Source organism: Brevibacillus brevis (assembly GCF_900637055.1).
In the GTDB taxonomy this organism is placed as follows: domain Bacteria; phylum Bacillota; class Bacilli; order Brevibacillales; family Brevibacillaceae; genus Brevibacillus; species Brevibacillus brevis.
The window spans coordinates 2696366-2712688 of record NZ_LR134338.1 but is presented as its reverse complement, the minus strand read 5'-3'; the positions used below and the strand labels follow the sequence as shown (position 1 = coordinate 2712688).

Genomic DNA, 16323 nt, shown 5'->3' with positions numbered 1-16323 from the left:
AGTAGCAAAGACACTTTGTCTTAAATCCGTGACAATTTACTTTACATAATATTCATTATGTCTTAAAACTCGGTACGAAACGTTACAATTAGATGGATAAATCTGGTCCGCCTTAGAAAATAGATTAGAATTTTGACAAATGTGACAAGTACCTTTCTCGGAAGACATGTAGATGATGAGCAGCATGCCCAAGGATAAAATAGACGAGTGCAGCTGCAGTCGTCTTGTCCTGAATAATCACGCCCGAACGATTCAACTCTTCTTCCGTAAGTCCTCTTACCAGTGATCGGGTAGCAGCACGCACTGTCCGATACTCCTCGATTAGATCGACAAGCGGTCGGCGGTCAAAATTCGTAAGACTGACGTAAATGTCCTGATGCCTAGGCAACGATGTCTTGTCTCCTCGGGATGCACACAGCAAGCGATAGCTCATGATTCGCTCTGTATCCATAATATGGCCGAGAACTTCCTTTACACTCCATTTATCTTCCTGATAACGGAACATGCTCAGTTCCTCCCCGCATGACCGAAACGAAGCAAGTATTTCTTCCTCCTGAGAGCAAAGCAGCTCATTCAAATCACCTTCAGGAACGACTTTGACATAGGTTTCAAACTGCGCAGGATAATCACCAGACTGTGGTTTCCGAAAGTACAAATGAAGACACCTCCCTTTTGGAATAGTGAGACGAATATTTCCATTGTACACAAAAAAGAGGCGGATGTACTCCGCCCCTTCCTTGCTACTCTTTTTCTTACTGAATAGTGACTTTGCCGCCATCTTGAAGCAGTGTTTGCCCTTTTACCACGATCTTATCGCCGGCAGACAAGCCTGTCAAAATTTCGATCTGATCACTGGAGGATTTGCCTGTAGTAACCTCGACTTGTTTTGCAATGTCACCTTCCAGCTTGAATACATACTGCTTACCTTCGCGATCAAAAACTGCACCACGCGTTACAACGAGCGATTTTGCTCCACTTTCCCCAACCGATGGGAAGGTTACATTCACAACCATATCGGACTTCAGCTCATTGGATGGGTTTGGAATCGTAATCTCCACTGGGTATGCCTTCAACTGCGTATCCATTACTGGACTCATCGCCGTTACTTTAGCATCAATCGTTTTTCCTGTCGATTGTACGTTTACTTTTACGGTAGTTCCTACTTTTACTTTTGTGATATCTGCTTCTGACAGATTTGCTTTTACCAGAAGTGGGTTCGTGTTAACGACAACCACAACCGGCTGCTGGCCTGCCATTTGACCAACTGCGCCATTTACGCTGGAAATATATCCGTTGATCGGAGACGTCACAGTCGCATTCGCTAATTGCTCACGAGCATTTTGCAGGCTTACTTGCGCTTGCTGCACAGAGGCTTCGGAAACTTGCACACTTGTTTTTTGTCCAGCAGATTGCACTGCCTGCTGCGCGTTATCATATGAAGTCTGTGCTGTTGTCAGTTGGGAATTTGCCTGTTCCATCTGCTGTGCGGAAATCGCTCCTTGTGAAAAGAGCTGTTGCATCCGCTGCTGGTTTACTTTTGCATCCTGAAGGGCAGTTTCTGCCTGCTTCAAGCTATTTTTCGCTTGGACCAAGCCTTGATCAGAGCTGCTGCCTGCTTGGCTTAAGCTCGCTTTCGATACGTTGTAGGCTGCTTCAGCTTGCTTGACACTGTTCACTAGATCTTTTTCATCGAGCTTGAACAATACTTGACCTTTTGTCACGTATTGGCCCAGTTTCACTGGCAGGGAAGAAATTTTCCCACCCATTTTCGGGGAGACTTGCACTTCCTCACTCGGCGCCAGCTTTGCCGTGAGACCAGAATCTGATACCACTGTGCCCGTTGCAACCGTTTCAACCTGTACAGGGGTTGCCGCTTCCACTGTTTCCGTAGGCGGCGTTTCCGCTTGCGGGCTGGAGCACCCTGCCACTAGCGTGATAGCCAGCAATGCCAAAATGACGGGTTTTTTACTTAGTTTCATGTATGTCCCTCCTCTTCCCACAAACGTCTTACGATTCCAAAGCGGGATTGATTTTCTTTTGTTTCTTAGCAAGTTTCTTTTCGAGTTTCAACTGGCGCTTCAAGCGTCTCTTTTTCCCTAAGTCATCAAACCAGGAAGCAACGACAGGAACCAGAACCAGTGTAATCAGTGTAGAGAATCCGAGACCGAAAATAACCGTTACGGCCATTGGTGCATTCGTCTCAGATCCGGCTCCGCCAGAGAATGCGAGCGGTCCAATCGCCAGAATGGTGGTGAGTGTCGTCATCAAAATCGGACGAAGACGAATCGGCCCAGCATGCAGGATCGCATCAAACAGCTCCATACCTTTTGCACGCAGTTGGTTCACGTAGTCGATCAATACAATCGCGTTGTTCACGACCAGACCGATCAACAAAATGTACCCGATCAAAACCCCAACGCTGATCGTTGTGCCAGTCGCCAATAGTCCAAGCAGAACGCCTGTAACGGTCGGTGGCACGGAGAACATGATGATAAATGGGGTGTAGAACGATTCAAACTGCGCTGCCATTACCATATAAAGCAACACGACTGACAGTACAATCGCGAGAGCAAGGCTACTGAATGATTCCATCATTTCTTCACTTTGCCCGCCAAAATCGACTTTGTAACCATCCGGGAGATTCAGCTTCGAGATTTTCTCTTGCACTTCCCGTGTGACAGAGCTCAGGTCACGCCCTGCCAAATCACTCGTTACTTGAACTTCACGGCTTGAATTGGCACGGTTAATCGATACAGGCACATCTACCTTACTGATAGTCGCAACCGAGGTCAGCGCGATCTGTGCCCCACCTGGAGCGGAAATTCGCATATTGTTCAAGAAATTGATATCTTCCTGAAACTCTTTCGGCAGCTTGAGGTTGACGTCAATCTCATCATCGCCTGTGCGATAATACGTTACCGTTTGACCTTGGAAGGAAGTGCGAACACTGGAGAGAATTTGTCCTGTCGTCAAGCCGTACAAGCTCGCTTTCTCTGCATTGATCTTCACTTCCAGCTCTTGTCTTGATTCTTCCAAGCTGGTTGTTACATTACTTGTACCAGGTACCTTCTCAATTTCACCTTTAATGATACCACTAATGTCTTTCAGTACGTCCAGATCATCCCCACTAACCTTCAGTTGGATTGGGGAACCCGTAGACATACCGGATGGTGCGCTTACCGTAATTTCAGGTCCAGCAATATGCTTCAGCTTTTCCTGGAGATCCATTACAACTTCATTGGAGGAACGTGTGCGCTGGTCGAGATCTACCAGCATCAGGCTGATCGTTCCTTGATTGGATGACAATGTGCTCGCTATCGGTGATGCATTGCTACCCACCGAAGTCGCAACAATTTTCTTCTCCGGTACCGTGTTGACAATTTCTTCTACTTGTCTGGTTACTTTTTCTGTTTCAGCCAGAACGGTACCATTTGGCATTTTGATAGAGATGTTTACTTGACCTTGGTCCATAGCCGGGATAAACTCAGCCCCGATCAATGGAGTCAATGCGAGAGAGCCCACCATCATGACGACCGAAGAAATCATGACCGTTTTACGATGGCCCAATGACCATTTTAACAATCTTTGGTAGCCTTTTTCCACTTTGCTAAATCCAATGTTGAACCAAGTAACCGGATTGATTCCACGATAGTTCTCATGATGCGTATGCGACGGAATTTTGTTCAAAATTCTCGAACTCAGCATCGGCACGAGCAAAATAGAGAATACAAGCGCCGCAATATGTGAGTAAACAACCGTCAATGCAAGTGGTCCAAACAACTCAGAAGCAATACCTTCTGTGAGGGCAATCGGCAAGAATACGCAAATTTGCGCCAAAGCCGAAGCCATAACTGCCGTACCTACTTCTTTGGAGCCATCCAGGGCGGCTTCCATCATGCCTTTTCCCTGTTCTCGATGGCGGAAAACATTCTCAAGCATAACAACCGCAAAGTCAATCAACGATCCCAATCCCAATGTCAAACCGGAGAGAGAAATCAAGTTGATCGTCTGTCCAGTCATGTACATCAGCAAGAACGTAGCAACGATCGATACTGGAAGAACGATGACTGCAATTACCATGGATCGCAAGCTGCCCAAGAAGAAGAACAGCAAGATCATACCGATACCGCCACCCAACAGAGCATGTTCAGCGGTGGTGTAAACGGAATCCTTAATGTAGATGGATGTATCCAGAGTCGTAATGATTTCTACGCCTTCTGGCAGCTCGCTTTTGATTTTCTCCAGCTCAGCTTTTACATCATCTGCTACCTCAATGGTGTTTCCGCCAGAAGCTTTTGTCACTTTAATGCCCAAGCTAGGTGTTCCATTTACGTAACTCAATTGCGTTACATCTTGATGCGTGTCTTTTACCTCGGCAATATCGCTGAGCCTGATGGAGTTTCCGCCGACAGAGATTGGTGTCAGCGCGATTTGTTCGATATCGGCAAACTCACCTTGCACACGGATGTTGAGCTTGGCGTCACCCTCGCGTATCGCTCCACCGGAACCTGACAAGTTGCTGGTCTGTAGAGCTTGCTGAACTTGGTCAAGTGACAGACCATACGCCGCTAATTTTGCTGGGTCGACTGTAACATCGATGATCCGGCTTTGTCCGCCGCTGATGGAAGCAGATGCGACCCCATCAATACGCTCCAGGCGTGACTGGATCATATCCTCTGCCATCTTTTTCAATTTGTTGATATCTTGCTCACCCGTCACCGCAAACTCAATGATCGGTGTACTGTTCGGGTCAATGCGCAGTACGCGTGGCGCTCTGGCTGAGTCAGGCAAAGAGCCACGAACCTGATCTACCTTCTCTCGCATGTCGAGAGTCGCCTGATCAAGGTCTGTCCCCCAGTTAAACATGAGGATAACCTGAGAAGCGCCTTCCATCGATACCGATTGTATACTATCTAAATCGGATACCGTTGCAAGTGCGTCCTCAATCGGTTTCGTTACCAGTTTTTCTACCTCACTTGGAGATCCGCCGTCAACGGATGTAACCACGACAGCAACCGGGAAGTTAAGATCCGGCATGAGATCAATCGACAAGCGAGGCAGTGAAACGAAACCAAAAATCAGCATGGCCAGAGTCAACATAATCATGGTGACCGGGCGTTTAATCGATAGTTCAGAAAGATTCAATCCACTCACCTCTTCTTTATATATCTGCTAATTTTTTGTGAGTAATAGTTCGCATGACGAAATGAATAAGGTGAACCTCGAGTTAACATTTCGTTGAACGAAATATCAAGGGATGAAACCATTTTTAGACGGTTTGTGAATTTCCCCATTTCACATCTCGCTGTTGGTATACACGTTCTGTCAGTGACACCCACACAACTCGTCGATCTGATTGGTCTCGGAACCTGCGTACCAGGTTTTCCTGCTCCAACCGATTAATAAGACCGGAAGTTGTGCTGTATGAAAGACCGACAGTCTTACTTATGTCCCCCATCGTTTTTGGCCCGTTTCCGAGCTGCTCAAGAATCAAGACCTGTTGCCAGGTTACATCGCTTGTATCCAGCTCTTGCTCAGAAATCGTGGTAAACAAAACACTGGCTTCTTGCAGGAGTTTTGCCAACTGAATCAGTTCTTTCATGAGAACCTCCCTTGCCATCCTTACTTAACCACTTCCACCCATAACTAATCGTTTATTTCCCAAAAATAATTCTACTGAAATGTATATGTAGTGAAGTCTACCCAGGGGTAGATTTCTGACAAGTATTTATCTATCTGGAGATAGACGACAACGCATGCTAGAATGAAGTTAAGTGATTATCCGGCAGAGAAAGAAGGACTTCTCATTGTTGAAGATAATGATGAAAGCCATACAAAAACGTTTACTGATCATGTGGTTTTCCATCTTAATTGTATTAGCTTTGATTCCTGATTCATTTAAACGGGAAACTCCGTTGCAATTTTCTCTTACCATTGTACTATTTATTTGTTACCTTGTGGTATTTTGGACTTCCAAGAAAAAATGGAAGCCTTTCCAATTCGAATTCGTGACAGTCGTGCTTGGAATCGTTTCCTTACTAAAGTCCCTTATCTTAGGGGGAGAAGGCTTCGGCTTGATGCTCCCACTCGCTGTTTTTATCGGGTTTCACATTCATGGACGCCGTGCGTTGGCCTATGCTACTTTTTTTGGTACGTGCAGTACGCTTTTTTTATATTTTGAAGAAAACCTGAAATTCACGCACATCATCTCTTATATTCTTACGTATGTGGGGTGCTATATCGGCGCACGTGGCTATCGGATTCAAACAGAAGCATACGAAACCAACCAACAGCACCTGGAGCAGCTGCAAAAAGCACATACAGAGTTGCAAGAGGCGCACTTACAACTTCAAGAAGCAGCGCTTCATTCCCTTCAAGTAGCGGTTCTGGAGGAACGAACGAGAATTGCCCGTGATATTCACGATGCATTGGGTCATAGTTTGACTTCACTCATTGTCCAGCTGCATGCCTTGAAGTATATGCTGCAGGATGGACCTGACAACGCACAAGAAGCCGTACGCAACATGCTCGGTGTTGCCAAGCAAAGTCTGGAGGATATTCGCTCGTCTGTCCATACACTGGCTCTGGATAAAACCTCCCTGGGACTTACGCCTCTGCGAGCTCTCTTATCACAGGCTCAAAAGCATACAGGAATAAAAATGGAGCTGATATGCTCCGATCTGGACATCCCGCTCTCTCAGGAAATGACGATAACGTTTTATCGAATTTTACAAGAAGCGATCACCAATTCCCTACGTCATTCTGACGCAAAAGAAATTCTTGTCATCATTGAACAAAAGAAGGACATCCTTTTGTTGTCCATTCGAGACGATGGAAGCATCACGAGCGACCAAAAAATCAAACCTGGCTTTGGCCTAACTGGGATCTCTGAACGAATTCAATTATTGAACGGAACTCTCGCGTATCGCATTCGTGAGCCCCACGGATTCCAACTCGATTTCAGCTTTCCGATTCGCCAGACTGAGCCTGAAAGGAGCATGCGAACATGACCGGTAAACAAAAAGAAGGAGCCATTCGCGTGGTCCTAGTAGATGACCAAACCATGATACGCCAAGGTTTGGGTTATGTCATTCAAATGCAATCCGATATGGAAGTAATTGGGGAGGCTTCCGATGGCGTGGAAGCTGTAGAACTGATTGGCGCCCTCGCACCTGATGTCGTTTTGATGGATGTTCAGATGCCCAACAAGTCTGGTATTGAGGCCACAAAAGAAATCATGCAGCAGCATCCTCGCACGAAGGTATTGATTCTTACCACCTTTGACAATCACAATTATGTGGTGGAAGGAATTCGTGCTGGAGCCGTCGGCTATATGCTAAAGGATGCCGACTCTCAGGAAATGCTTGATCTGATTCGCAGAGCCCACCAGGGAGAAGCCCTCTTCCATACCGTGACAGCTGCAAAAGCCCTTGCGGAAGCTCTGCAAGGTCAACGTGAGACACCTGATTTGACTACCACTCCCCAATCAGTTTTGCTAGATGAACTGACGGATCGAGAGCTGGATGTACTTCAACAGATCGCCGATGGTTATCGAAATGATCAGATTGCGCAAAACTTGTTCATCTCAGAAGGCACTGTAAAAACACACGTGCATCGGATATTGCAAAAAATGGGTGTCGAGGATCGCACACAGGCAGTGGCAAAAGCTCTGCGGCACAAAATCGTGAAATAAATCAGACAGTATTAGGCAGGAGGACTAAGTGGAATCAAGTTTCCATCCTCCTGCTTTATGCTGATGGAAATTCCTTCTACCAGCTGTGCGCTGGACATCGCTTCGAATACGGCAGCAGCCGCTTTCTTCGTATCGATCACCCGGCAAATCACAGCCAATGTTCTCTCACTGTCTTCTCCACCGTCGCTGTGTCCATTCCCGGTCTTTCCCAAGCATTCGTCCAACAGCTGTTCGATCAAATAGCGCATTTCTATCTCTGACTCAGATAAATGGGGAAAGCGAATGATCATCGGATGGAAATCGTTCTCTTTCATGACCTGATATCCTTGTTCTTTCATCTCTTCTGCCCAGATCTGCAAAACTTCGTCGGGCCTTCCCTCGATCTGCTCCGCTACTACAGCAAAATGGTCGCCAATTTCCCCTACATTTCCGTAATGAACGGTGTAAAGGTGCTCCGTTTCCTCATACCAAGCCTCCCAGTAGCTCCACCTCGTTTCGTTTTTTTTCAGCATCCGAATCACCGTTGTTCAACTCCGTTCAAATTGTAACTGTTTTGTAAATTATTCCACTGATCGACAGCCTTTGACAACAACTTACAAAAAGATTGATTCCAAAGACTTGCAACTTTTTCGCGAATGGGACTATATGCTCATTCGAACATAAAAAAAGACGGATATTCGATCCGTCTACAGTCACAATCCTTTTTGGATTTTAGGAAATTGAAAGAGGTAAACGAATCTCAAAACGGGCTCCTTTCAGTTTCGGAGAGTTTTCCGCATAGAGTTCGCCACCGTGATCCGCGATGATGCGTTGTGTCGTAGACAAACCTAACCCCGTTCCCTCTTGTTTGGTCGTATAAAAAGGAACGAATAAATTTTGCAGGCAAGAATCTGATAGACCAGGTCCGTTGTCTTCCACAACAATGATGACTTGATTGAGAGATGAGTACACTTTCACATGAACGAGATTGCCTTGGGTCATCAATGCTTCAAGCGCATTTTTCAAGATGTTCAAGATGGCTTGCTTGATTCGCGAACGATGACCAAACACATGCCACTCGCCTTGTGCAATGTCCAACTCTAGCTTGATTCCTCTTCGATTCGCTTCTGGCTCCAGTAAACGAATGACGCCATGTAACTCGTCCATCACTAAGAAACGTTCCGATACGATTTTATCATCCCTGTACCGGGCCAAAACAAGAACATCGTTCAATAGCCCATCAATGCGTTCAATTTCCGTTAAGATGACAGAAAAATAAGATTCACTGCGATTAGCTTCCCCTTGCTCACGCAACAACTGAATGAAGCCTTTGATGGCTGTCAGTGGATTTCGAATCTCATGCGCCATCCCAGCAGCCAGTTGCCCAACTGCTGCCAGCGCTTCACGCTTGCTCAATTCTTCTTCGTACTTTTTGCTTTCCGTAACATTCCGAAGAACGGCGATCGCTCCCCACATCTCTCCATCGTAATAAATGGGGCTCGTACTAACTGTCGTCCATTTGCCTCTGTATTCCGCAACATAATGGCCGGACTGCCCGCGTTCAATCACCCACTGGACAAAACGCTCGCTTATATGAGGGCGAAGGGCATGATCAATGTTTTGACCAATGATTTGATTCCGATCTACGCCAAATAAATGACAGACAGCGTAATTCGCTTCAATGACTCTTAGCTGGCGGTCGATCATCAAGACAGCAATATCACTGGACTGCAGAACCAATTGGACAAGCTCCTGTTCAGCGAGCATTGTAACATCTTCTCCTTTGGCCGAACTGGAACTTGTAGGAGAAGTTGGTGTTTTCTCAACCGGAAATTGATGCGAATTTTTGTTGAAGACATCGTCCATTTGCTGCAAAATGTAGTCCATCGATTGATAGAGACGAATCTGTCCTTGCAATAGCTCTACTCGCTCCATTTCCGTCGTGGCAAGAGAACATGCGTTGTTATTCATTTCTTCAATAATAACGTCTCGACACTTGCGCAAAAATTGATGCAAATACGTAAGGTTCATTCCGAGTAACGAAAATTTGTACGCAATTTCGCTCAATTCTCGTTCGAATGCATACGTGTCGATTACTTTTACTACTTCAATCCATTTTGTGATTTGCTGTACAAACAAAGCCTCTGTATTTTCGCGGTCTTCTAGAAGCAAAGCAGAGTAATGATGATCTGAAAGAAAGGAAAACGTCTTGGCCACCGCCGCAGGGACCAAATGAGTAAGATACTTACTTATTCGATTTTTCAAAACACTCTGGCTCCTTTTCTCCGTGCTTCATTGAGGCTATTTTTCCAAGTATGTATAGGCTCTATTATGGACGTAAATGAGACAAGATGTAAAGCGGCTTGATGATATCCTCGTGCAGAGAATGACACCATCCAATCAGGTTCTCTTCTTATCCTTACAGACAAACAATCTCGGCTAGCATCCTATTATCGCGCGTTTTCTATTGCCTTTTTCGGACACCTTCACCTCCTGATCACGTTTGACTGAAAACGTTTTCTCAACATTTTCTATCATATCACGATCGAGCATAAAAAGGTAAAGGATGTTTATTATTCAATCATCCAAAAAGCATTTGCCCCCGCAGAGACAAATGCTTTCGCTTTATGAATGGGATTTGACAGCGTAATTGCGCAAATCCGATTTTACCGGGCTATTCGGGTTAGTTCCTGTATGTGCGCGCTTGAAAGCTTCGCTTTCTGTCCAATTTTTAAACGATTCCTCATCTGTCCATTTCGTAAAAACGATGTATTCGTCACCTTCCGTTGGTGCCAGGAAAAGGAACTCCAAAAAACCAGGAACCTCCTTCATTCGTTCTCCCCCATTACCAAATGCGCGTTCCAAATGGGATTGATAGTCTTCTGGTACAGTCAGTCTGTTCATGGATACATACATGATGGTCACACATCCTTTTCATTGGGTTCATCTACCAACTCCCATTATACTACTTTTGGCGAAAAACCTAAAAACCGCAAACGCTATTCGCGCCTGCGGTTGATTTGTTGCTCGAGCATGATATCCATCAAGAGTGTATCCTGCAACGGATCTTTCGGGTCTACCGTCAGCAGGGCAGCGACAGCGGCCATCGCGCATCGAACGGATTGGTAGGAATAAAAGGCATCTCGCTCCGATTCGCTGAACAAAGATATATCCGATCGCTCTTGGGTCGGGTATGGGAAGTCAGTCTCGACACCTGCACGATCCAGAACAATGAGTGCCTGTTTAATCGCAATCAATGCCGCGCTGACACTAATGCCGTATTCTTGTCGTAGATCTTCCCACACCTGAAAAGCTGATTTTTCTACCCTTTCCTGATTGGGGCGCGTAATGATTCCTGTTTTGCGCCCTTCTTTCAATAACCAATCCACAAAAATATCGTTGCGTGGGGGAAAAGCGTACACTTGCAGTTTCATTTCCAGTTCTGTCGGGTTATCCTTGGCAAAACGTGCGTGAGCCAACGACATTTCGTAACGCCTGGACGGATGCCCAGGAACAGTGACAAACACCGTATCTTGTCGAACAGCAGCGATTTGCAGCTTGGTTCGTGCGGGTATCCTGCCTTGAGGTGCCTTTTCCCTGCGAATATTACCAGGAATCAATTCTACTCCGAATTGATGGTACTCCAGCGGTGAATCTATCCAAGGGATGGGCTCTCTCGTCTGTATTTCGTAAAGCCCGTTAAACGTCACCCATTCGCCCGGGCGGCGCTGACTGCGAACCAAAACAGCATGAACTTCCTTTTCTGGTGGCAACTCCGTATCTTGATCCTCCGGTGGGGGATGCATTCGCTTGTGTTCGATAAGAATGCAGTCGGTCATGAACAATCGCTCGAGCAATTCCCGTTTGCTCACCCATTCATATCCGATGCGGTAAATCCGATTTTTCATCGGCTTCACCTCCTTTGATCGCCAATATCGCATCATCCTGGTTTGTTTCTATTACCCTACCATATGTAATCGTCGCCTTGTCCGTGCTAACGAGATCGTACAATCCGCTGTAGCGCTTGGGCTGCTTCTTCAGGTGATTCGGCATGGCTGATCGCACTGATAATTGCGACACCATCGGCCCCGGCAGCAAGCACTTCAGAAGCATTTTCCAGTGTAATGCCACCAATCCCCACGATAGGCAAGTCATTACCAACTGCCTTACGGATCTCCTCTAGCCCCACTGGTCCAATAGGCTCGCCAGCATCTGCCTTGGAACGTGTAGCGAACATCGCTCCTACACCGATACAATCTACGCCACCGTTCTGGGCTGCGAGCGCCTCTTCAACCGTACCTGCCGAAACACCAATGTACATCTCGGAGCCAACTTTGGCTCGTACTTCCGTCAACGCCATATCATCTTGCCCGACATGGACGCCATCTGCCTGCAAGCGAATCGCCAGATCTACATCGTCATTTACAAAAAATACGGTATCATGGTCACGACATAGCAGTTGCAACTGTTTGCCCAGCTCGTATTGTTCCTCAGCAGTCAGCTTGCTTCCTTTATCACGCAACTGAAGCGTACCCACTCCTCCACGCAATGCTGCTTCCACAATTTGCACGGTCTTTTCGCTGGAATACCCGCAGTCCTGCGTACCAATGACAAAGTATACACCCATCTTTTCCCGAAGTCTTTGTATATCTCGCATACTTTATTTTCCCTCCCAACGATCCAATGCTGCTCGATAAGCGCTGGCTGCTGACTTGGCATCTGCTGCATCGGTAATCCCCGATAAGACAGCAATGCCCGCACACCCTGCTTCCAAAACTTGCGCCGTCCGATCCGGTGTGACTCCACCGAGTCCGATGATCGGAATAGTAAATCGTGCCGTCATTTGCGCGAGTTCTATTGTTCCTCTTGGTGCTAGACCCGGCTTCGAACCACTCGCAAAAATATGCCCGTAGAGCAAATAATCGACTTTTGCGGCAATGGCTTGCTGTGCTTCCTCCACGGAATGGACGGAACGCCCTATTTTTTGACCAGTCTTCAGCACCATTCTCGCTTCCGCTGGAGACAGACTATGGTATGCCAGGTGAGCACCAGCACAACCCGACGCCGCAGCCACGTCCACCCGATCATTCACGATCAAGGCCGAAAGGGGGATGACATTCGCCAACGCCTTTACCCAGTCCATGCATTCCTTTGCGGTACGATGTTTTTCCCGTATGTGTAAAAAGTTCATACCACCCGCATAAGCAGCTTCTGCCATTCGCAATACGTCCTCAAGCGAATGCCGGCCGCTCGTAATCACATGCAGCTCATGAGTGCTTGACATCGGGTTGGACACCGCCTCCGGCGAGTGCTGCCACACATTCCTGCAGCCATTGCGTCGTTCGGTCTTCTTTGTCCGTCGGCGACTGAGCCAACAGCTCAATGACTAGCCGACGCAAGAAAAATGCTTGTTGCACGGTAAGTGGAAAGGTAATATTTTTCGGCTTGGTTTCCTGTTTCTCCAACGTCTCCACGCCCGCCAACAAAATATCTCCGATGGACTCCACGAGTTCGCGAACCTGCTCATTTTGCTTCAATTCGTCATAGCAGCCATCATATAGTCTGCACAAAAGTAAAAACGCCTGTGACGACAAGGTCACCGGCTGTACATTCTGCATCGGTTCCGTCATACGTTTCCCCCCACTCGCTAGAAAAAAACAAAATCTATTATATCACATCATGACCTGTATCAATGTAGAAAACCGCTGATTGCTCAGCGGTCTTTTGCAGTTCCTTCATTTCGATCATTATGGTTAGATTGTCTCAAATTTGTGTTGCGATCATTTTCATCCAGCGTTTTCCCACGGTTTTTTCCGAGGTCTTTGCTGTTGTTGTTCTTTCCCAATTGATTCACCTCCTAAGTCGTTCATAGGATAGCGTAACCAATTCGGGTCACTTTATTAGCTGGTTGAAAGTAGTCTATTGCGTTTGTAGATCGCGTAGCCGATGGCAAACGGTACACGCCACCCGAGCAAAAACGCAAGCGTAATGAAATAAGTCACACCTGCAAAAATAAGCGTAATCGGTACACCTGTCCACCAGGAGCGGATCAGTAAGCCAATTGGTGCGGCTACTGTCCAAGTAATCAGTACCGATAATAATTGTCGGCCCGCCGATTCATACGTTCGCTGTCCGTAGCTCTTGAAAAGCAGAATCGCGACGATCCATCCCACCAGGAACGGGGCTAATGTTTCGATAATTCCCATGACAGTGACAGGGTAGTTATGAATGATTTTTCCGTAATAAACAAAGAGCACAAAGGCAATCAGATCCCCGAGCAGTAACAAATAGCCCGGTAGTGACAAACGCAGTCTCATGTATACCCTCTTTTCCGGGTCTTGTCAGAGTAAACCCTCTTGGTTCACCCCTATTGTACACATGCTCTGATCGCCCTTCAATCAATCCAAGCCTTTATTCACCAAACAGCAACAATTGCAGCTTTTGCTTGGCTTCTGGCCATTCACGGTCGAGAATGCTAAAGTATACCGAGTCGCGAATGTATCCATCTGGCATCACCATGTGATTGCGCAGGACACCTTCTCGAACGCCACCGATTCGGGCAATGGCACGTTGCGAATTCAAATTGCGAGAATCTGTCTTGAGCTGTACGCGTATACAACCCAGTTGTTCGAAGCAGTGGCGCAGGAGAAGCCATTTACATTCCGTATTGACGCCCGTTTTCCAAACGGACGGGGTCAGCCAGGTAAACCCGATTTCCAATCCGCGATCCTTTTTCGCTATCCCTAAGAATCTCGTGCTCCCGATGATCTGCTCATCTGCTTGGCGAATGATGACGAATGGGAGTTCTGTCTGGGCTTGTTCATTTTTCAAAGCCTGCAGGATAAAAGCCTGAGCATCTTCTCTCGTTCGAATGGTAACGGACATATACGGCCAAATCTCTTCGTATGCGCCTGCTTCCCAGATTCCGTCCACATGAGCCATTCTGAGCGGCTCCAATCGGACCAGCTTGCCTTCCAAGATAACAGGTTCAATGTTTAACATGTCTGTTCGCTCCTCTACTGTTCTGCTGCATCCATCAAACAGAACAGTTCCCCGAAATTTTTCCAATGATACGGGCTCGCGAGGATGCTGTCAAGACAAATAATAGGATGTTACGCTTCTTCACTGATAATGACTTGCTTCCCTCTGCGCTTCAAGAAGATAGGGATCAGCAACCAAAGAAGCGCACAAATCAGAAAAGCAGCGGAAAGCGGCTTCGTCAAGAAGATAGAAAAGTCACCATTCGAGGTGGTCAATGCTCTTCTCATGTTATTTTCAATCATCGGTCCCAAAACAAGGCCGAGGACGAGCGGTGCTAGCGGAAAATCGTTTTTCGTCAGGAAATAGCCAGCTACCCCACAAATCACGAGCAAAATCAAGTCAAATGTACTAATTTGCACTGCGTACACACCGAAAACGGAAATCGCGATAATGAGTGGAATCAGGAAATGGGACGGTGTTTCAATGATTTTTGCAAACACTTTCACTAATGGCATGTTCAAAACCAGCAGCATCACATTCCCGATAAACATACTTGCAATTAATCCCCAAGCAATTTGCGGATGATCAGCGAATAAGAGCGGTCCGGGCTGTACGTTATACATCAATAATGCCCCCATTAAAATTGCAGTGGTACCGGACCCTGGAATGCCCAACGTCAACAGAGGAATCATCGCACCGCCAGAAGCAGCATTGTTTGCAGACTCCGGTGCTGCTACACCTGCGATCGCTCCTTTTCCAAAGCGGCTAGGATCTTTGCTGAGCTTTTTCTCAAAAATATACGAGAAGAAAGATGCGAGGGTAGCGCCAGCACCAGGCAAGACGCCAATGAAAAACCCGAGCAACGAGCCGCGTGTAATCGGTCCGGCACTTTCTTTTAGGTCTTGCTTCGTAGGGAGTACTCGCCCCACTTTAATAATTTCCTTGGTCGATTGATCGTCTTCCAGGATTGTCTTGAACACTTCTCCAAGGGCAAACAAACCAACTGCTATCGTGAGGAACTCCAAGCCTTGGTACAAATCGGGAATATCGTAGGTAAATCGCGCCACTCCCGAAACGGTATCCATCCCAATTGTCGCAAGCAAGAGTCCCATGACTGTCATAATGAGGGCTTTGGTCATCGACTTCCCCCCCAGTCCGCTGACCGCACACAAGCCGAGAAGCATGAGGGAGAAATATTCAGCAGGGCCGAATTTCAAAGCGAGATCGGATAATGGATCAGCCAAAAACACAAGAGCAATCAGCGCCACGAGACCCGCGACAAAAGAACCGATCGCTGCAATCGACAACGCTGCGCCAGCACGTCCCTGTTTCGCCATCTGATAGCCGTCCAATGTCGTAACAACAGAGGAGGATTCACCCGGCGTATTTAACAAAATGGACGTTGTGGAACCACCGTACATCGCACCATAATAAACGCCTGCCAACAAAATCAGTGCGCTAGCCGCCGCACTTTCAGGAGGTAAGCCAGAGGTCAAGGAAGCCGTAACGGGCATCAATAACGCGACTCCGCTCATTGGACCGATGCCGGGAAGGACACCTACCGCAGTACCGATCAGGACGCCAATAAAGGCAAAGACAAGATTATGCCACTGTAAGGCAACGAGAAAACCATCCGCCAAAAATTGCAATGCACTCATGCTAATCTATCC

At 47.0% G+C, this 16323-nt stretch carries 17 protein-coding genes; 2 read left to right on the top strand and 15 right to left on the bottom strand.

What is annotated here, in order from left to right; all coding sequences use genetic code 11:
- Positions 1–124 precede the first annotated feature (124 nt).
- The 4 genes from EL268_RS13510 to EL268_RS13495 form a co-directional block, all read right to left on the bottom strand.
- Positions 125–655: a DinB family protein gene (locus tag EL268_RS13510; RefSeq protein ID WP_106656443.1), complete on the bottom strand. Its 531-nt coding sequence runs from the start codon at positions 653–655 to the stop codon at positions 125–127.
- Between the two features lie 97 nt (positions 656–752).
- Positions 753–1979, bottom strand: coding sequence for an efflux RND transporter periplasmic adaptor subunit (locus tag EL268_RS13505; protein WP_106656444.1), 1227 nt, complete (start codon positions 1977–1979; stop codon positions 753–755).
- A 28-nt stretch (positions 1980–2007) separates the two neighbouring features.
- Positions 2008–5145, bottom strand: a complete 3138-nt coding sequence (locus EL268_RS13500; RefSeq protein ID WP_106656445.1) for an efflux RND transporter permease subunit — start codon at positions 5143–5145, stop codon at positions 2008–2010.
- 124 nt (positions 5146–5269) lie between these two features.
- The gene (locus EL268_RS13495; protein WP_007727206.1) at positions 5270–5602 is read right to left on the bottom strand and encodes a MarR family winged helix-turn-helix transcriptional regulator; all 333 of its coding nucleotides are present in this window, start codon (positions 5600–5602) and stop codon (positions 5270–5272) included.
- 172 nt (positions 5603–5774) lie between these two features.
- On the opposite strand from EL268_RS13495, the gene EL268_RS13490 reads away from it, so the two are divergent.
- Both EL268_RS13490 and EL268_RS13485 read left to right on the top strand, forming a co-directional pair.
- Entirely contained in the window at positions 5775–7010 is a 1236-nt protein-coding gene (locus tag EL268_RS13490; protein ID WP_106656446.1) for a sensor histidine kinase, read from the top strand.
- Complete coding sequence (locus EL268_RS13485; protein WP_106656447.1) at positions 7007–7693, top strand: response regulator; 687 nt, start codon at positions 7007–7009, stop codon at positions 7691–7693. Before EL268_RS13490 ends, EL268_RS13485 begins: the two co-directional genes overlap by 4 nt.
- 11 nt (positions 7694–7704) lie before the next feature.
- Here EL268_RS13485 and EL268_RS13480 read toward each other — a convergent pair whose 3' ends face one another.
- The 11 genes from EL268_RS13480 to EL268_RS13435 form a co-directional block, all read right to left on the bottom strand.
- Positions 7705–8214, bottom strand: a complete 510-nt coding sequence (locus EL268_RS13480; protein ID WP_106656448.1) for a hypothetical protein — start codon at positions 8212–8214, stop codon at positions 7705–7707.
- A 190-nt stretch (positions 8215–8404) separates the two neighbouring features.
- Positions 8405–9937, bottom strand: a complete 1533-nt coding sequence (locus EL268_RS13475; RefSeq protein ID WP_106656449.1) for a two-component system sensor histidine kinase NtrB — start codon at positions 9935–9937, stop codon at positions 8405–8407.
- Positions 9938–10297: 360 nt separating this feature from the next.
- Entirely contained in the window at positions 10298–10588 is a 291-nt protein-coding gene (locus tag EL268_RS13470) for an antibiotic biosynthesis monooxygenase family protein (protein WP_106656450.1), read from the bottom strand.
- An 83-nt stretch (positions 10589–10671) separates the two neighbouring features.
- Positions 10672–11580, bottom strand: coding sequence for a hypothetical protein (locus EL268_RS13465; RefSeq protein ID WP_106656451.1), 909 nt, complete (start codon positions 11578–11580; stop codon positions 10672–10674).
- Between the two features lie 86 nt (positions 11581–11666).
- Positions 11667–12329, bottom strand: coding sequence for a thiamine phosphate synthase (thiE, locus tag EL268_RS13460; RefSeq protein WP_106656452.1), 663 nt, complete (start codon positions 12327–12329; stop codon positions 11667–11669).
- 3 nt (positions 12330–12332) lie between these two features.
- The gene (locus EL268_RS13455; RefSeq protein WP_106656453.1) at positions 12333–12956 is read right to left on the bottom strand and encodes a thiamine phosphate synthase; all 624 of its coding nucleotides are present in this window, start codon (positions 12954–12956) and stop codon (positions 12333–12335) included.
- Complete coding sequence (locus EL268_RS13450) at positions 12940–13302, bottom strand: hypothetical protein (protein WP_106656454.1); 363 nt, start codon at positions 13300–13302, stop codon at positions 12940–12942. The genes EL268_RS13455 and EL268_RS13450 overlap by 17 nt, the downstream gene beginning before the upstream one ends.
- Before the next feature lie 83 nt (positions 13303–13385).
- Positions 13386–13517, bottom strand: coding sequence for a hypothetical protein (locus tag EL268_RS33690; RefSeq protein ID WP_255413062.1), 132 nt, complete (start codon positions 13515–13517; stop codon positions 13386–13388).
- A gap of 55 nt (positions 13518–13572) precedes the next feature.
- A complete protein-coding gene (locus EL268_RS13445; RefSeq protein WP_106656455.1) occupies positions 13573–13989 on the bottom strand; it encodes a DUF3054 domain-containing protein in 417 nt (138 codons plus the stop codon).
- Between the two features lie 94 nt (positions 13990–14083).
- Complete coding sequence (locus tag EL268_RS13440; RefSeq protein WP_106656456.1) at positions 14084–14674, bottom strand: GNAT family N-acetyltransferase; 591 nt, start codon at positions 14672–14674, stop codon at positions 14084–14086.
- Positions 14675–14784: 110 nt separating this feature from the next.
- Complete coding sequence (locus EL268_RS13435; RefSeq protein WP_106656457.1) at positions 14785–16311, bottom strand: tripartite tricarboxylate transporter permease; 1527 nt, start codon at positions 16309–16311, stop codon at positions 14785–14787.
- Positions 16312–16323: the final 12 nt, after the last annotated feature.

What these genes read in the sequence shown, in the direction of transcription:
- EL268_RS13505 (WP_106656444.1), bottom strand. Translation starts at nt 1,979, where the DNA reads ATGAAACTAAGTAAAAAACCCGTCATTTTGGCATTGCTGGCTATCACG.
- EL268_RS13485 (WP_106656447.1), top strand. Translation starts at nt 7,007, where the DNA reads ATGACCGGTAAACAAAAAGAAGGAGCCATTCGCGTGGTCCTAGTAGAT.
- thiE (WP_106656452.1), bottom strand. Translation starts at nt 12,329, where the DNA reads ATGCGAGATATACAAAGACTTCGGGAAAAGATGGGTGTATACTTTGTC.
- EL268_RS13450 (WP_106656454.1), bottom strand. Translation starts at nt 13,302, where the DNA reads ATGACGGAACCGATGCAGAATGTACAGCCGGTGACCTTGTCGTCACAG.
- EL268_RS13495 (WP_007727206.1), bottom strand. Translation starts at nt 5,602, where the DNA reads ATGAAAGAACTGATTCAGTTGGCAAAACTCCTGCAAGAAGCCAGTGTT.
- EL268_RS13445 (WP_106656455.1), bottom strand. Translation starts at nt 13,989, where the DNA reads ATGAGACTGCGTTTGTCACTACCGGGCTATTTGTTACTGCTCGGGGAT.
- EL268_RS13465 (WP_106656451.1), bottom strand. Translation starts at nt 11,580, where the DNA reads ATGAAAAATCGGATTTACCGCATCGGATATGAATGGGTGAGCAAACGG.
- EL268_RS13440 (WP_106656456.1), bottom strand. Translation starts at nt 14,674, where the DNA reads ATGTTAAACATTGAACCTGTTATCTTGGAAGGCAAGCTGGTCCGATTG.
- EL268_RS13455 (WP_106656453.1), bottom strand. Translation starts at nt 12,956, where the DNA reads ATGTCAAGCACTCATGAGCTGCATGTGATTACGAGCGGCCGGCATTCG.
- EL268_RS13435 (WP_106656457.1), bottom strand. Translation starts at nt 16,311, where the DNA reads ATGAGTGCATTGCAATTTTTGGCGGATGGTTTTCTCGTTGCCTTACAG.
- EL268_RS13470 (WP_106656450.1), bottom strand. Translation starts at nt 10,588, where the DNA reads ATGTATGTATCCATGAACAGACTGACTGTACCAGAAGACTATCAATCC.